Below are 16,459 nucleotides of genomic sequence, written 5' to 3' on the forward strand. Positions count from 1 at the left end.
TTGTATTATCAAACCTAATCAAGGCTTGACGTCTAATTACAGGAGATAGGTATGACGAACGCGAATGAACCAAGTTTCCGCGAAAGCGTGGATATGATGTTTAATAGGGCTGTGGCCTTGTTAGACCTGCCGCCTGGGCTTGAAGAGAAAATTCGTGTTTGCAATGCGACCTACACTGTCCGCTTTGGGGTTCGGTTGCGTGGCAAGATTGAGACATTTACAGGGTACCGCTCTGTGCACTCCGAACATATGGAACCTGTGAAAGGCGGTATTCGCTTTGCCATGGGCGTGAACCAGGACGAGGTAGAAGCGCTCGCTGCGTTGATGACCTATAAATGTGCTTTGGTTGAGGCACCTTTTGGGGGCTCCAAGGGCGGCTTGCGGATTGATCCGCGCCAGTATGACGAGCACGAGCTTGAACTGATCACCCGTCGCTTTGCTTATGAGTTGATCAAGCGCGACCTGATTGATCCTGCACAAAACGTGCCAGCGCCAGATATGGGCACGGGCGAGCGTGAGATGGCGTGGATCGCGGATCAATATGCCCGCATGAACACGACCGACATTAACGCAAAAGCCTGTGTTACAGGTAAGCCTTTAAATGCAGGCGGCATTGCGGGACGTGTTGAAGCCACAGGTCGCGGCGTACAATACGCGCTGCGCGAGTTTTTCCGCGATCCACAAGGATTGGCCAAAGCAGGACTGTCAGGCAAGCTTGATGGTAAGCGCGTGATTGTGCAGGGACTTGGGAATGTTGGCTATCACGCGGTTAAATTTCTGAGCGAAGAAGACGGCAGTAAGATTACCGGCATCATCGAGCATGATGGGGGTCTGTATAGTGATGCAGGTCTTGATGTAGAAGCCGTGCGCGCTTGGATCACCGAGCATGGGGGCGTGAGCGGCTATCCAGACGCGCGCTACGTTGAAAACGGTGCTGCGGTGATGGAGGAAGAGTGCGACATCCTAATTCCTGCGGCGCTAGAGGGTGTTATCAACCTTGGAAATGCCGGGCGCATTAAAGCTCCGCTGATTATTGAGGCTGCGAATGGTCCGGTGACTGCGGGTGCCGATGATATTTTACGCGAGAAGGGAGCTGTGATTATCCCGGACATGTATGCGAATGCTGGGGGTGTGACTGTCAGTTACTTTGAGTGGGTGAAAAACCTGAGCCACATTCGTTTCGGCAGAATGCAGCGTCGTCAGGAAGAAGGGCGTCATCAGCTGGTTGTAGATGAACTCGAGCGGTTGAGCGCGGACAAGAATCTTGGATGGCAGCTGTCACCTAACTTTAAAGAGAAATACTTGCGCGGTGCGGATGAGTTGGAACTCGTGCGCTCTGGTCTCGATGATACGATGCGTATTTCTTACCAAGCGATGGCAGAAGTCTGGCATGGGCGCGATGACGTAGAAGATTTGCGCACTGCGGCATATCTTGTCTCGATCAGTAAAGTCGCTGCAAGCTACCGTGCGAAAGGGCTTTGAAGGTAAAAAGTTCAGAGCTTTCTTATCGTTCAACGCTCGGATGATCTAAAAAGGACACGCAATGTCGCTGAGGCGTTGCGTGTCTTCTCGAATCCCGCTTAATTCAAACCCTGTAACGTCAGGGAGAGAGGCATGCGGTTTTCAGCACTTCGCATTCTCAAAGAGGGTCTAACAGGCAATAAGGGCTGGGGCGCGCATTGGCGTGATCCTGAACCAAAGGCCGAATACGACGCCATCATCATTGGCGGCGGTGGGCATGGTCTTTCGACCGCTTATTATTTGGCGAAGAACCATGGGCTCACCAATATTGCAGTTCTCGAAAAGGGCTACATTGGCGGGGGTAACGTAGGGCGTAACACGACCATCGTGCGCGCAAACTACTTCCTGAATGGGAACTCAGAGTTTTACAGCCATTCGCTGAAGCTTTGGGAAGGCTTGGAAGAAGACCTTAATTACAATGTTATGCACTCTCAGCGTGGGTTGATTAACCTGTTCCACTCGGACGGGCAGCGTGATGCGTTCGTGCGGCGCGGCAATGCGATGGTGAATCAGGGCGACGATGCAGTCCTTTTGGACCGTGAAGGCGTGCGCAAGCATCTGCCGTATCTTGATTTCGACAATGTACGCTTTCCGATTTATGGCGGCCTTTTGCATCCGCGCGGAGGAACTGCGCGTCATGATGCCGTCGCTTGGGGGTTTGCGCGCGGTGCGGATATGCGCGGCGTTGATATTATCCAGAACTGTGAAGTGACCGGCATTGATATCGAAAATGGTGCAGTCACAGGTGTGCAAACCACGCGCGGTGCGATCAAGACCAAAAAGATTGGTATGACTGTCGCAGGGCGTTCAGGTCAGGTGGCCGCAATGGCCGGGATGCGTTTGCCGATTGAGAGCCATGTGTTGCAAGCTTTTGTAACAGAAGGGCTAAAGCCCGTTATCGATCACGTGATCAGTTTCGGCATGGGGCACTTTTATATCAGCCAATCGGACAAAGGCGGTTTGGTCTTTGGCGGCGATCTTGATTTTTATGCGTCTTATGCATCGCGGGGGAACCTGCCGATGAAAGAGCATGTGATGGAAGCTGGCATGACCCTGATGCCAATGATTGGCGAAGCCAAGGTGCTTCGTTCGTGGGGGGGGATTATGGATATGACACCCGACGGAAGCCCGATTATCGACAAAAGCCATATCGACGGGCTCTATGTGAATGCGGGTTGGTGCTATGGCGGGTTCAAGGCCGTGCCCGGATCTGGGTCCGTGTTCTCGCATCTGATTGCGACGGATCAACATCACTCCGAGGCGACAGGCTTTCGACTGGATCGTTTTCGCACAGGTGTTGGTTTGATGGATGAAGAGGGCACCGGCTCTCAACATAACCTTCATTAAGGGCTTGAGGCTATGAGAGCCTTTGGTGTGAGTTTAATTGGCAAGATGAAGAGCAGTGGTGCTCTAAAGGGGATGACATGCGTCTGAAGTGTCCGGTGTGTGGAGAGCGGGATCGCCGCGAGTTTTATTATGTAGGTGATGCGGTTGCTTTAGCGCGCCCCGATCCTGACGCGGGAGAGGCAGCATGGGACGATTATGTGCACAACCGCGACAATCCCGCAGGTGTGACACGCGATTTGTGGCAGCACGAGGCCGGATGCGCAGCATGGATTGTCGTAACGCGTAATACTGTAAGCCATGAAATCCTAGAGACAGCATTGGCAGCGGATGTGAAGCGAGCAATGTCATGAGAGTTGGAAACAAAGGTCTGATTGATCGCACACAGCGCGTGAATTTCACGTTTGACGGCAACAGCTATCAAGTATTTGCAGGGGATACCGTCGCCTCAGCGCTGCTTGCGAATGATCAACGGCTCATGGGGCGTTCGTTCAAGTATCACCGTCCAAGAGGTGTGCTGACAGCGGGGAGTGAAGAACCCAACGCTTTGGTGAGTGTATATCGCGGTAGCGATGTAGAGCCGAACGTGCGTGCGACTGTCCAAGAGATCTACGAAGGTTTGGTTGTGCGGTCACAGAATGCTTGGCCGTCGCTTGGATTTGATGCAATGGCGGTGAACGATTTGGCTGCGCCGTTCTTGAGTGCTGGCTTTTATTACAAGACCTTCATGTGGCCGCGCGCGTTTTGGGAAAAGCTATATGAGCCTGTGATCCGCCGTGCTGCGGGTCTTGGCGGGCTCAGTGGTAAATCCAATGACGCTGAGTATGAAAAGGCGTTCGCGTTTTGCGATGTCTTGATCATCGGCGCTGGGCCTGCGGGTTTGATGGCGGCTTTGGAAGCGGGGCGCGCGGGTGCTGATGTGATCCTTGCAAATGAGGATACGCGCGCGGGTGGGCGTTTGCTGAGCGAGACCCATGAGGTTGATGGACGCGCTGGGCATGAATGGGCTGCTGATGTGGTTGGCGAACTCGAGAGCATGGACAACGTGCGCATCATGAACCGCACGACCGTCACAGGTGTTTATGATCAAGGAACCTACGGCGCGTTAGAGCGCGTGAATGCGCATCTGCCTGTAGGCAGTAAAGCGCCGCGTGCGTGTTTCTGGCGGATTGTGGCGAAACGTTCGATCTTGACTGCTGGGGCGTTGGAGCGGCCAGTGGCGTTCCAAAACAACGACCGACCGGGGATTATGACCGCGAGCGCTGTGCGTTCTTATCTCAACCGTTGGGGTGTCGCCCCTGGGCGCGATGTTGTGGTGTTTGGCAATAATGACGACGCGCATCGCACTGCGCATGATCTGCACAACGCAGGTGTGCATGTGGCCGCATTGATAGATAGCCGCTGGGACGTAACGCCGACAGGTGATTTCCCGATTTTCACAGGCTCGCAGGTCTGTGGCAGTGGAGGGCGCAAAGGGCTTGAGTCTATCAGCGTTCGTACGCAAAGCGGTGTGGAAAAGATTGCGGCGGATTGTTTAGGGCTGTCGGGTGGCTGGAACCCATCTGTGCATTTGACCTGCCATATGAATGGGCGACCTGAATGGCGCAAGGATATAGCCAGTTTTGTACCGCGTGAGGGGATGATCCCGGGGATGCTGACGGCTGGCGCGTGTAACGGCACATTCTCTACACATGGCGCTTTGCTTGAAGGGCAAGTGGCGGCAATGGAAACGCTAAAAGCGCTGGGCAAACGTGGGGCTGCCGCAGATCTGCCTGAGGCTGAAGATACCCCCGTGCGCATGACGCCGCTTTGGGCTGTGGGTGGAACTGGGCGGGCATGGCTAGATTTCCAGAACGACGTGACTGTGAAAGACGTCAAACAAGCCGCGCAAGAGAATTTTCGCTCGGTTGAGCATATGAAACGCTACACGACGCAGGGTATGGCGACGGATCAAGGTAAGAACTCTAATGTCGGCGCTTTGGCGATCTTAGCCGATGTGACAGGGCGCGGTATTCCCGAGACGGGGACGACGACCTTCCGTCCACCGTACACACCAGTTCCGATTGCCGCGATGGGGGCAGGGGCTGAAGGCAAAGGCTTTGCGCCAGAGCGATTGATCACCTCACATAAGAGCACTGTCGCGCTGGGCGCACCGATGATCGAAGCGGGGATGTGGTATCGTCCGAGCTATTTCCCGATTGAGGGAGAAACGAGCTGGCGTCAGTCCTGTGATCGCGAAGTGAATATGGTTCGAGAGAGTGTTGGCATCTGTGATGTAAGCACGCTTGGCAAGATTGATGTGCAGGGGCCTGATGCGGCTGCTTTCCTCGACTTTGTTTACACCAACACCTTCAGCACGCTAAAGCCGGGGCGTGTGCGTTATGGCTTGATGCTGCGTGAAGATGGCACTGTGATGGATGATGGCACCACTGCGCGCCTGTCCGATACGCACTATTTGATGACAACGACGACGGCTGCCGCGGGCGCAGTGATGCGCCATCTTGAATATGTGCACCAGTGTTTGCGCCCTGAACTGGATGTGTCGATGATATCTGTGACGGAGCAATGGGCGCAGTTTGCAGTTGCTGGACCAACGTCGCGCGAATTGCTGAATGAGCTACTAGATCAAACGATTGATGATAAGAGCTTTCCATTCATGGCCTGTGGCGACGTCTCGATAGGGGATGTGAAGGGACGCCTGTTCCGAATTTCGTTCTCTGGTGAGCACGCTTACGAAATTGCTGTGCCTGCGCGCTACGGTGCTGCTTTATTCGACGTATTGAGTGACCATGCCAACGGCTTGGGCGGCGGGCTCTATGGTATGGAAGCGCTAAACGTGTTGCGCATCGAAAAGGGCTTTATCACCCACGCGGAAATTCATGGGCGCGTAACGGCCTTTGATATCGGCATGGAGCGCATTGTATCTGCGAAAAAGGACTGCATCGGCCAGACAATGGCGGCGCGTCCGGGTTTGAATGGGCCAGAGCGTGAACAACTTGTCGGGTTGAAACCTGTAGGCGCTGTAAAGCAGTTAACCGCTGGGGCGCATCTGTTTGAGGCAGAGGCCGACGTGACCCGCATCAATTCGCAGGGCTATGTGACCTCTGTTGGGTTTTCACCCACGGAAAAGAGTTTTCTGGGACTTGGGTTCCTTAAAAATGGGCGCGCGCGCCATGGGGAAACAGTGAAGCTGGTAGATCACATGCGCGGGATTGAAACCTTGTGCGAAGTCTGTGGACCAGTTTTTCATGATCCTGAAGGGGGTAAGACACGTGGTTAATTTGCTCGCGACATCACCTGCCAATGGACTCTTGCCGACATCTAGAAGCGGCGTGTCGCTCAATGAGCTTGCGCTGGGCCAACTCACCTCGGTTGCGCCGTTTGAAGGTCAGATTGTAGCTGTAGAAGCTTTGCTTGGGATGGTTTTGCCTAAAGCTGGGCGTACGGTTGGGAAACTGGGTGCTGAATTGGTGTGGTTCAGCCAAGGCCAATACCTTGCGATAGGGTTTGATGTTGATGACGCCGTGAAAGGCAAAGCTGCGATAACGGATCAAAGCGACGCTTGGTGCGCTCTGGAAATCAAAGGGGATAAGAGCGAAGCGGTACTTGCGCGGCTTGTTCCCGTTGATCTGCGCGCAGCGACGTTCAAGCGGGGCCATGCGCTGCGCTCACAACTTGGGCATATGCCGCTGCATATAACGCGAACGGGCAAAGACGTGTTTCGCCTTTTGTCGTTTCGGTCCATGACAGGCACAATGGTATACGAAATTTCGCGCGCGATGGACCTTTTGGATGCGCGTGGGTGACTTTCTCAAGACGGTGACCTACATAGTGTCCCAAGAAAACGGGAGATTTGTTATGAGTCATTTCAAGCGCTTGGTCACGTTGGCCGTTATCAGCACATGTATTGCTTTGCCTGCGGCTGCGAAATCAAAAAAAGATAAGTTCTGCGAAGAGCTGGCCTATGCGAGTCAGCAAATGGCGGATTTGCGCATCGATGGCAGCTCAGAAGAAGAGGCTCGCTTGATGGTCGCAGCGCAGTATGAGGACGACCAAGTGACCCATTTGCAGATGATGCCGTATCTCAGCGCGTTCGTGTACGGCCTTAATAAGGAACAGCTTTCCGAAGATGTGGAAGCGGCGTTCTCTGAGCAGTGCAAAGGCTACAAAGGCTAACTGGACTCTGATCCTTGCGCGGCGGATACTAGCCCTATGAGTTTACCCCCCGGTTTCCTTGATGAACTTCGCACGCGTCTCAGCCTATCACAGGTTGTTGGGCGCAAAGTCATGTGGGATTCGCGAAAGTCCAATCAGGGCAAGGGTGACATGTGGGCACCTTGTCCGTTCCACCAAGAAAAATCAGCGTCTTTTCATGTCGATGACCGTAAGGGGTTTTACTACTGCTTTGGATGTCAGGCTAAGGGCGATGCGATTTCGTTTGTGCGTGAGACTGAAAATGTCGGCTTCATGGAAGCTATTGAAATTCTTGCGGGTGAAGCTGGTCTAGAAGTCCCTAAGCGCGATCCGCAAGCGCAACAAAAATCAGATGAGCGCACTGAACTGGCCGAGGTGATGGAGCAAGCGGTGCAGTTTTTCCGTTTGCAGCTTCGTACTGGCGGTGGTGCAGATGCGCGAAACTATCTTGACGAGCGTGGCTTGGCTGGCGCAGCGCTCGATCGGTTCGAGATCGGTTTTGCACCTGACGCGTGGCAGGGTCTTTGGGATCATCTGAGCAGCAAAGGTGTCTCGCCAGAGAAAGTCCTGGCAGCGGGCCTTGGCAAGCCCTCTAGCAAGGGCGGCAAGCCTTATGACACCTTCCGCAACCGCATTATGTTCCCTATTCGTGATGCGCGTGGGCGCTGTACAGCCTTTGGCGGGCGCGCGATGGATCCCAATGACAATGCAAAATATCTTAACTCTCCAGAAACGCTTTTGTTTGATAAGGGCCGTAGCCTTTATAATCATGGCCCCGCGCGGGAGGCCGCTGGTAAGGGCGCGCCACTGATCGTCGCAGAAGGGTATATGGATGTTATAGCTTTGGCAGAGGGCGGTTTTGGTGCCTGCGTCGCGCCGTTAGGCACAGCGATAACTGACAGTCAGCTGCATCTTTTGTGGCGCATTTCGGATGAACCAATTATCGCGCTTGATGGCGACAAGGCTGGCCTTCGTGCGGCGCAACGTTTGATCGATCTTGCTTTGCCGCTGCTTGAAGCAGGCAAAAGTCTGCGCTTTGCGCTTATGCCGGATGGGAAAGATCCTGATGATCTGATCCGAGCGAAAGGGCCGCAAGCGGTTCAGCAGGTGCTGGATGCGGCGATGCCTATGGTGCAACTGCTTTGGGATAGAGAAACGGAAGGGCGCAATTTCGACAGTCCTGAACGCAAAGCTTCGCTCGACAAGGCTTTGCGCGAGAAAATCATGCTGATCCGTGATCCGTCTATTCGCTCGCATTATGGGCAAGCGATCAAGGATATGCGCTGGCAGTTGTTCCGCTCTGGCACTTCTGGTGGTCCTAAAAAGGCCAACTGGAAGAAAGGCGATTGGCGTCAAAAAGCACCGACCAAGGCGACGGCTGATACGAAAGCCTCGCTTTTGGCAGGGGCTGGCGAGGATACTCAACGCCAAATGCGCGAAGCGGTGATCATAGCGAGTTTGATCTGCACGCCTGAAGTCGTTTCAGAGTTTGAGGGTCAACTCGAAGAGTTGCAGCTTAGCACTCAGGAACATAACGCACTGCTTGATCTGATTTTGAGCCACGCTCATCGTGGCGCAGAGGTGTTGCGCGAAAAGATTATCGACGCGCGCGGGTTGGAAAACCTTGAAAAACTGCTCAACGCGGGCCATGTGGCTATCACACCCTGCGTGCGAAAGCCCGGCGATACAGAGATGGCTTTGATGACCATTTCCGAGGAGTTGGCCAAGCTGGAAGCTGAACAGGGCCTAAGCGCTGAAGTTGCAGAAGCGGCAGAAGACCTCGTGGGACTCGCCGATGAAAGCGTCACTTGGCGATTGGGGCAAGCCGCGCAAGCGCGTAACCTTGCGATGCGCAGCGAGCATGAAGATAAGGCAGAATACGATACAGCCCCGAATGGCGCGCGAATCAGCCGTGAGGAAAAAAGCGCATTTGATGCTCTTTTAGGAAAATTGAATGTTCCCAAAGTACCATGAATTGGCATTTTGGTGAGGAATAGGTAAAGAAATCAGGGTAGACGGGTTTTCGAATCACTTAAGAGTACTATGATTCGTTTATCGCGAATCAGCCATTCGCCTGAGGACCCAAACGACTCAGTAGCCGCAATTCGAGGTTAACACCTCAAAAGGGAGCATCTGCATGGCCGCCAAGGACAATGACGACCGTAAATCCGACGATCAGGAAACGGCACACTCGCTCGACATGAGCCAAACTGCCGTTAAGAAAATGATCGCCGATGCGCGAGAGCGCGGCTACATCACGTATGATCAGTTGAACGCCGTGCTTCCCCCTGATCAAGTGAGCTCTGACCAAATTGAAGATGTGATGTCGATGCTCTCAGAGATGGGCATTCAGGTTACAGAAGACGACGAAGACGCGGAAGAAGAAGACAAAGGCGCCACCGATCTTGTTGCTGCTGGCACCAACAAAGATGTCGCCGTTTCTGCTGGCACCTCAGAAAAGCTAGATCGCACCGACGATCCTGTCCGCATGTATTTGCGTGAGATGGGCTCTGTTGAGTTGCTGTCCCGCGAGGGCGAGATCGCGATTGCAAAGCGTATTGAAGCGGGTCGTAACACGATGATTGCTGGGCTTTGTGAAAGCCCGCTGACCTTTCAGGCGATTACAATCTGGCGTGACGAACTTCTTTCCGAGGATATTCTACTACGTGATGTGATCGACCTTGAGGCGACTTTTGGCGATCAGATGGGCGAAGAAGAGACGACACCTGTTGTTCCAACTGCTGCAAATTCAGCAACGGCCCCGAGGACCGAGGGCGGTGCAGAGCTTGATGCGGACGGTAACCCGATTGCGATTGATGACGACGATGATGATGAAGACGAGCAGGCGAACATGTCGCTTGCCGCGATGGAAGCTGCGCTGAAGCCTCAAGTCCTTGAGGCGCTTGACGTTATTGCAGGGGATTACGAAAAGCTGGCTGCGATGCAGGATAGCCGTATCTCGGCGACGCTGAACGAAGATGACAGCTTCTCCGCGAAAGAAGAAGGTAGCTACCAGAAGTTACGCTCTGAAATTGTTTTGTTGGTCAATGAATTGCACCTGCACAACAACCGTATCGAAGCTTTGATCGACCAGCTGTACGGCATCAACCGCCGTGTGATGAGCATCGACAGCTCAATTGTAAAGCTCGCCGACCAAGCGCGCATTAACCGTCGTGAATTTGTCGATGCGTATCGTGGTCGCGAGCTTGATCCGAACTGGCTTGAAGAGATGGGCGGCAAGGCCGGTCGTGGCTGGCAAATGTTCATCGAACGCTCCACCGACAAAGTGGAAGAGCTTCGTGGCGACATGGCACAAGTTGGTCAGTACGTTGGTCTAGATATCTCTGAATTCCGCCGCATTGTGCAGCAGGTTCAGAAAGGCGAAAAAGAAGCGCGTCAGGCCAAGAAAGAAATGGTCGAAGCGAACCTGCGTTTGGTTATCTCGATCGCTAAAAAGTACACAAACCGCGGCCTGCAATTCCTTGATCTTATTCAGGAAGGTAACATCGGCTTGATGAAAGCCGTTGATAAGTTTGAATACCGTCGCGGTTATAAATTCTCGACCTACGCCACATGGTGGATCCGTCAGGCGATTACGCGCTCGATTGCAGATCAAGCGCGTACAATTCGTATCCCGGTTCACATGATCGAAACGATCAACAAGCTGGTGCGTACAGGTCGTCAGATGCTGCACGAGATTGGCCGCGAGCCGACACCAGAGGAATTGGCAGCCAAGCTGCAAATGCCACTGGAAAAAGTGCGCAAGGTTATGAAGATCGCGAAAGAGCCGATTTCTTTGGAGACACCGATTGGTGACGAAGAAGACAGCCAGCTTGGCGATTTCATCGAAGACAAGAATGCTGTGCTGCCTTTGGACAGTGCCATTCAGGAAAACCTCAAAGAGACGACAACGCGGGTTCTGTCCTCGCTCACGCCACGTGAAGAGCGTGTTTTGCGGATGCGTTTTGGCATCGGCATGAACACCGATCACACGCTCGAAGAGGTGGGGCAGCAGTTCAGCGTGACGCGCGAACGTATTCGTCAGATCGAAGCGAAAGCTCTGCGTAAACTCAAGCACCCAAGCCGCTCGCGCAAGCTGCGCAGCTTCCTGGATCAGTAAACTAAGGTAGGCTGACATGTCGCTTCTTTCACGACTTTTCGGTTCCAAGAAAAGCGAAAGCCCTGTTGATACCTCAGTTGAGTATCAGGGCTTTCGCATCACGCCTGCACCGATGAAGGAAAGCCAAGGCTTTCGTTTGTGTGCAGTGATCGAAAAAGAGGTGGATGGTGAGTTGAAATCCCATCGCCTTATTCGCGCCGACACGATAGCGGACGTTGAGCAGTGCCGAGACGCATCAATTGGCAAAGCCAAGCAGATGATTGACCAGCTGGGTGAACGGCTGTTTTAACGACTGGCTCAGTCGCAGCTTTCTGAGTCTTACGCGCCACACTAGATGCTGCGCCCCCAAATACACTCTACCCAAACTCTAGCGGGCGACCTATAAAGCCTGTGGATAAGTGGGGTAAACCCACAGCCAGAGGCAGAGACAGTTATAGGGGGACGGCCATGCGCTGCCCATTTTGCGGAAATATAGACACTCAGGTAAAGGACTCGCGTCCGGCCGAGGATCACGTATCGATCAGGCGTCGGCGGTTTTGCCCGGCGTGTGGCGGGCGTTTCACAACATATGAACGCGTTCAATTGCGCGATTTGGTGGTGATTAAATCGAACGGACGTCGTGAAGATTTTGATCGCGACAAGCTGGAACGCTCCATTCGGATAGCACTTCAGAAACGTCCGGTCGAGCCGGAGCGGATGGATCAAATGATCTCTGGTATCGTGCGCAGGCTGGAAAGCATGGGCGAAACGGACATCGGATCAAAGCAGATCGGCGAGATCGTGATGGAAGCGCTCGCGCGCATCGACACGGTGGCGTATGTGCGTTTTGCGAGTGTTTACAAGAACTTCCAAGCGGCGGATGACTTTGACAAATTCGTTTCAGAGTTGCGTCCTCACGTAGCTCCGGAAGAGTGAACTTAAGCGATCACGCTTACATGAAAATGGCCCTGTCGCTCGCGCGGCGGGGCCTTGGTGTGACTTGGCCCAACCCCGCGGTGGGCTGCATACTTGTAAATAACGGCCAGATTGTTGGTCGAGGCTGGACGCAGCCAAGCGGACGTCCGCATGCTGAAACCGTTGCTCTCGCGCAAGCTGGTAACGCAGCGAAAGGCGCGACGGCTTACGTTACTTTGGAACCCTGCGCGCATCACGGGCAAACCCCGCCTTGCAGCGAAGCGCTGATCAAGGCTGGCGTTGCGCGGATCGTGGGCGCGATGGAAGATAGCGACGCGCGCGTATCTGGGCGCGGTTTTGAGCAGTTGCGAAACGCTGGAATTGCAGTTGAAACGGGTTTGTGTGCGCAAGAGGCAGCACAGCTTAACGCTGGCTTTTTTCTAAAGACACAATTCGGTCGCCCACTTTTAACTCTCAAGCTCGCGCTGACGCTTGATGGGCGGATTGCAACGCGCACGGGCGATAGTCAGTGGATCACCGGGCCAAACGCGCGCCGTGCTGTGCACATGATGCGCGCGCGCTATGATGCCGTCCTTGTTGGGGCAGGGACGGTGCGAGCGGATGATCCGTCTTTGACGGTGCGTGGACTGGGTATCTCGCATCAACCCGTTCGAATTGTTGTTTCTCAGGGTTTGAATATCCCTACCGAAAATACGTTGGCGAAAACGGCTCAGGAGATTCCTGTTTGGCTTTGCCATGGACCTAACGCGCCGCTTGAGCGGAAAAAGGCTTGGGGCTCAAAAGGGGCGCAGTTGATTGCTTGTGAAAGCTCTGAGTCTGGCCTTGATCCTCTAAGCTTGTTGAATAATTTAGGATCCAAAGGGCTGACGAGAGTATTTTGTGAAGGCGGCGGAACGCTTGCGGCGAGCTTGTTGAACGCTGATTTGGTTGATCGGTTGGTCATCCATACAGCTGGCGTTGTAATCGGTGGAGACGGACAGGCAGGCGTTGCGGCTTTGGATTTGGATGTGTTGGCTCATGCAGCGCGGCTCAAGCTGGTATCGCATCGCAAGCTTGGTGATGACATCGAACATGTTTGGGAGCGTAGCTGACTTTAGCGCCGCCAAAGATGCGCTTTGCTTGCAAACAAGCCTTGCAGTTTTGCGGTGATACGATTGAAGGAGCCGGGCTTTGGCAGAGTGCCCGTCGCGAGCCGCTCGAGCACGACCTCAGCAGGGCAGGCTAACTTCGTTATTGGATCAAAGTAGCGTGGATAGTCGATGAGCGTCGCATGGACCAAGCTCTCCAAGCTGATTTGCAAACTGCGTCGTGCGGGCACAGCACCGAGATCATTTGTCAGCCCCCAACCCGCATAAAACGGCGTGCCCAAACAGGTCACTGGTTTGTCGCGCAAGAGTGCTTCAAACCCGAGCAAAGAGGTCATGGTCCAGACTTCATCGACGGCTTCTATTGCCGCAATGGAATCGCTTTTGTGCAAAACCAAATCACAAAGTTCTGCTAAATCATCTTTCTCGATCAACCCTTTACGCAAACCGGCCTCTACGTCTGGATGAGGTTTGTAGAGGATGATGGCATTTGGACGCGCACGTCTCGCGGCGCTTAAAAGTTCCAGATTGGTGCTGACGGCTTTGGTGCCGGTGACAATAGACGCGTCGTCCTCGACTTGGCCGGGAACAAGAATACGGTGGCCTGTGGGCAGTTCAGCAAGCTCTGTTTGACCCACATTATATTTGCTCAATTTCGTGCGTTTGAGCGCTTGGATCATCCGTTCTGAACGCTCTTTTTGATCAGGCCTCAGCAACGCGCGCATGCGGATCATTTCTTCAAGGCGACTTGAACGCGTTGGGTCATAGTAAATTCCAAGGTCATCGAGCACGAGAGATAGGGGGGCGATCAGCTCTGCCCCAAGCCCTTTGGAGCGTAGAAAGCCGTCCTCAACCCGTACCGTTTGATTGGTGACAGGCGCGTTTTTGGCGCTGGCCCACACCATATGACGACGACCATCGGTGATCGTGTCCGCGAGTTTCGCTTCCTCGTCTTCATAGCGAAGTGGTTTGATTTGTCCGAACACTTGATGAAAAGGGATGCGTTTCCAGAGCCTTACACCACTTGCGACCCACCCTTTGTGATCTTCGCGCCAAGCACGTGACTGCGCCTCTAGCGTGTCAATTGCGGTTTCTAATGTGCATAATTCATCGCGGTAAGGATCATACCACTTGGGATAAAGGATCATCGCAGCCGCAAAGAGTTGCGCGCGCGTGAGTTTGCGCTGGCGACGTGGCACAGGTCGCTCGTCATTTGTGAGACCCCATCCTGCGTAAAAGGGCTGTCCAAAAACGCGTGGCTTATGACCCGCGTAAATTGCTTCGAATCCTAGTTGAGACGAGACGGTGTAAACCGCTGCTGCGCCTTCCAATAAGGTCCACGGTGAAACGGGATCAGTGAAAAATTTGACGTTCTGATTAACGTCACTAGTGCTGAAATATCCCTCACGATGACCTGCAAGCGTGTCGGGATGCGTTTTGATCAAGACCTTTTTCCCGGGATGCTCTTCCTGCGCGAAAACAAGCATTTCAAGAAATGTGCCGCGGTCCGCGTTGCTTTTCAGGACAGAGGCGTCGTTCAAAGTTTGATCAAGAACAAGCACATAACCAGGTTCAGGGCAGGGTGTTGTCGGATCAAACCCTGTATATTTCGTCAAATGCGCTTCGTGAAGGCGTGTAATGCAGGTGCGTGCGCGGTTCATCAAATGCGTGTCATCGAGTGGGTGCGACGTCAGCAGTTCTTCCAACTCAGATGGCTGTTCAGAATCGTAGTGCATGCCTTTGTGATCGATCGTCAGTCCGAGCGGGGGCGTTCCAGAGCGCCCGGGCAGGACGGAACGCAAGAAAGCATCCTCTACGCGGATGATTGGTGCTGCGCGTTTTTCGGCCTGTGCCTCGCCGCGATGCGATGTCGGGCTATGGCCCCAGACCCCGACAAAATCGCCCTCTTTGGGCAAGCCCAGCGAAATATCATACCCTGCAAGCGAAAGGATGCGACGCACGCGCCGTTCTTTCAAAAAACCACCATTGTAGATAAAAAGCCGCCGACGCGTATCGGCGTCGGCGGCTGTATTCAAGGGCTTAGCCCGCATGCTCGTTAGCCGCCGCTGGCTGCGCCAACGCCCAGCGTGGTGGCTGTTGTTCCAAGGCTACCCACTGCTGTGAGCGAGCCTGTAACCGCTGCAATCGCTTTGCTCCATTGCGTGAATGGCGCTTCGGTGACGTAGACGGTGTCCTCGTCACGGATGACGAAATCACGCGCTTGGAACATACCGTTTGGACGTGTCAGATCGAGAACGTAAACGAAACGCTGCGCACCAACGAGATCGTTGCGACCCAGAACGCGATTGGCAAGTTCTGCGGGTTCATTGCGGAAAATGAACACACCTGTGGGATCAGACGAGGTGCTGACCAAACCGCCAACCTGAGCAAGGGCTTCGACAGCAGACAAAGTCTGGCTTTCAAAAATAACACGGCTTTGAGCACCTGTGGCACCAAGAGCGGTGAACGAACGCGTGTCCTGCTCAACCAAAATGCGATCACCGCCGCGCAAAGCAATGTCCATACGTGGATCGTTATAGAGGTCTTGGAACCAGATTTTGCCCTTTTGATTGCCGCGGATCACAGTGATCTGGGCAATCTCGGGTTCAATCGCGATACCACCAGCGCGCGCAAGCATAGCGGACAATGTGCGGGTAGGGCGCTCGATCGGGTAAACGCCTTGACCACCGATTGCACCGACCAACGAGACCGTTGCGCCGTCACCCGCAAGGCGACGTACTTGGACCTGAGGATCTGGCGTCTGCTCTTCGAGCTTACGCGTGATCGTGCGGCGAATGGCTTCGGGTGAATTGTCAGCGGCGCGAATGCGCCCTGCATATGGAACAAAGATGAAGCCAGCGCCATCAACCTGCACTTCTTCAAGTAAGGTAGAGTTGGATGTTTCGCCCGCAAGCAAACCATCATCCACGTTCTCCCAAATCGTCAGACCAAGCGTGTCGCCGGGACGGATCGTATCAGAGCCGATTTCACCAGCGTTTTGGAAAGACGCGGAAAAGCCGAGACTTGGAACAACGGAAGTGGCGCGCGTGACGCGGTCATTGACCGACACCACGAAGGCATCGCCCGAACGCTGCACTGAGCCTTCGTAGATCTCTTTTTTGTTGGGTCCCACGCGTGGCAGACCGCATGACGATACCATCGCCACAGCAGCCAGTAAGCAGGCGGATTTCGCCCATCTGGATGTTAAGGATATCACTGCTCGGTGAGTTATTGTCAAATCTGGTGTTTGAGGATTGTTGGTCATGCAGCGATCTGGTCA

General features: G+C 54.0%; 13 protein-coding genes. 11 read left to right on the forward strand and 2 right to left on the reverse strand.

Annotation, left to right across the window (positions count from 1 at the left end; all coding sequences use genetic code 11):
- The first annotated feature begins 51 nt into the window (after positions 1-51).
- From PFRI_RS13250 to ribD, 11 genes are all read left to right on the forward strand, one after another.
- Positions 52-1,482, forward strand: coding sequence for a Glu/Leu/Phe/Val family dehydrogenase (locus PFRI_RS13250; protein WP_072631185.1), 1,431 nt, complete (start codon positions 52-54; stop codon positions 1,480-1,482).
- Between the two features lie 132 nt (positions 1,483-1,614).
- On the forward strand, positions 1,615-2,868 hold the full coding sequence (locus tag PFRI_RS13255; RefSeq protein ID WP_072631186.1) for a sarcosine oxidase subunit beta family protein: 1,254 nt from the start codon (positions 1,615-1,617) through the stop codon (positions 2,866-2,868).
- 77 nt (positions 2,869-2,945) lie between these two features.
- The gene (locus PFRI_RS13260; RefSeq protein ID WP_072631187.1) at positions 2,946-3,218 is read left to right on the forward strand and encodes a sarcosine oxidase subunit delta; all 273 of its coding nucleotides are present in this window, start codon (positions 2,946-2,948) and stop codon (positions 3,216-3,218) included.
- Positions 3,215-6,145, forward strand: coding sequence for a sarcosine oxidase subunit alpha family protein (locus PFRI_RS13265; RefSeq protein WP_072631188.1), 2,931 nt, complete (start codon positions 3,215-3,217; stop codon positions 6,143-6,145). The genes PFRI_RS13260 and PFRI_RS13265 overlap by 4 nt, the downstream gene beginning before the upstream one ends.
- Positions 6,138-6,671: a sarcosine oxidase subunit gamma gene (locus PFRI_RS13270; RefSeq protein ID WP_072631189.1), complete on the forward strand. Its 534-nt coding sequence runs from the start codon at positions 6,138-6,140 to the stop codon at positions 6,669-6,671. The genes PFRI_RS13265 and PFRI_RS13270 overlap by 8 nt, the downstream gene beginning before the upstream one ends.
- A gap of 52 nt (positions 6,672-6,723) precedes the next feature.
- Positions 6,724-7,041, forward strand: a complete 318-nt coding sequence (locus PFRI_RS13275) for a hypothetical protein (RefSeq protein WP_072631190.1) — start codon at positions 6,724-6,726, stop codon at positions 7,039-7,041.
- Between the two features lie 36 nt (positions 7,042-7,077).
- Positions 7,078-9,033 (forward strand): DNA primase, encoded by a 1,956-nt coding sequence (dnaG, locus tag PFRI_RS13280; protein ID WP_072631191.1) that lies wholly within the window; start codon positions 7,078-7,080, stop codon positions 9,031-9,033.
- 163 nt (positions 9,034-9,196) lie between these two features.
- Positions 9,197-11,179, forward strand: coding sequence for an RNA polymerase sigma factor RpoD (gene rpoD / locus PFRI_RS13285; protein ID WP_072631192.1), 1,983 nt, complete (start codon positions 9,197-9,199; stop codon positions 11,177-11,179).
- A gap of 16 nt (positions 11,180-11,195) precedes the next feature.
- Entirely contained in the window at positions 11,196-11,468 is a 273-nt protein-coding gene (locus PFRI_RS13290; protein ID WP_072631193.1) for an HlyU family transcriptional regulator, read from the forward strand.
- Positions 11,469-11,626: 158 nt separating this feature from the next.
- On the forward strand, positions 11,627-12,094 hold the full coding sequence (gene nrdR, locus PFRI_RS13295; protein ID WP_072631194.1) for a transcriptional regulator NrdR: 468 nt from the start codon (positions 11,627-11,629) through the stop codon (positions 12,092-12,094).
- A complete protein-coding gene (gene ribD / locus PFRI_RS13300) occupies positions 12,091-13,185 on the forward strand; it encodes a bifunctional diaminohydroxyphosphoribosylaminopyrimidine deaminase/5-amino-6-(5-phosphoribosylamino)uracil reductase RibD (protein ID WP_483878469.1) in 1,095 nt (364 codons plus the stop codon). Before nrdR ends, ribD begins: the two co-directional genes overlap by 4 nt.
- A gap of 2 nt (positions 13,186-13,187) precedes the next feature.
- On the opposite strand, the gene PFRI_RS13305 is transcribed toward ribD, so the two are convergent.
- Together PFRI_RS13305 and PFRI_RS13310 are read right to left on the reverse strand one after the other, a co-directional pair.
- On the reverse strand, positions 13,188-15,230 hold the full coding sequence (locus PFRI_RS13305; protein WP_072631196.1) for a capsule polysaccharide biogenesis protein: 2,043 nt from the start codon (positions 15,228-15,230) through the stop codon (positions 13,188-13,190).
- A 5-nt stretch (positions 15,231-15,235) separates the two neighbouring features.
- Complete coding sequence (locus PFRI_RS13310) at positions 15,236-16,339, reverse strand: polysaccharide biosynthesis/export family protein (protein ID WP_111445529.1); 1,104 nt, start codon at positions 16,337-16,339, stop codon at positions 15,236-15,238.
- Positions 16,340-16,459: the final 120 nt, after the last annotated feature.

The sequence above is a fragment of the Planktotalea frisia genome, assembly GCF_001890925.1.
In the GTDB taxonomy this organism is placed as follows: Bacteria; Pseudomonadota; Alphaproteobacteria; order Rhodobacterales; family Rhodobacteraceae; genus Planktotalea; species Planktotalea frisia.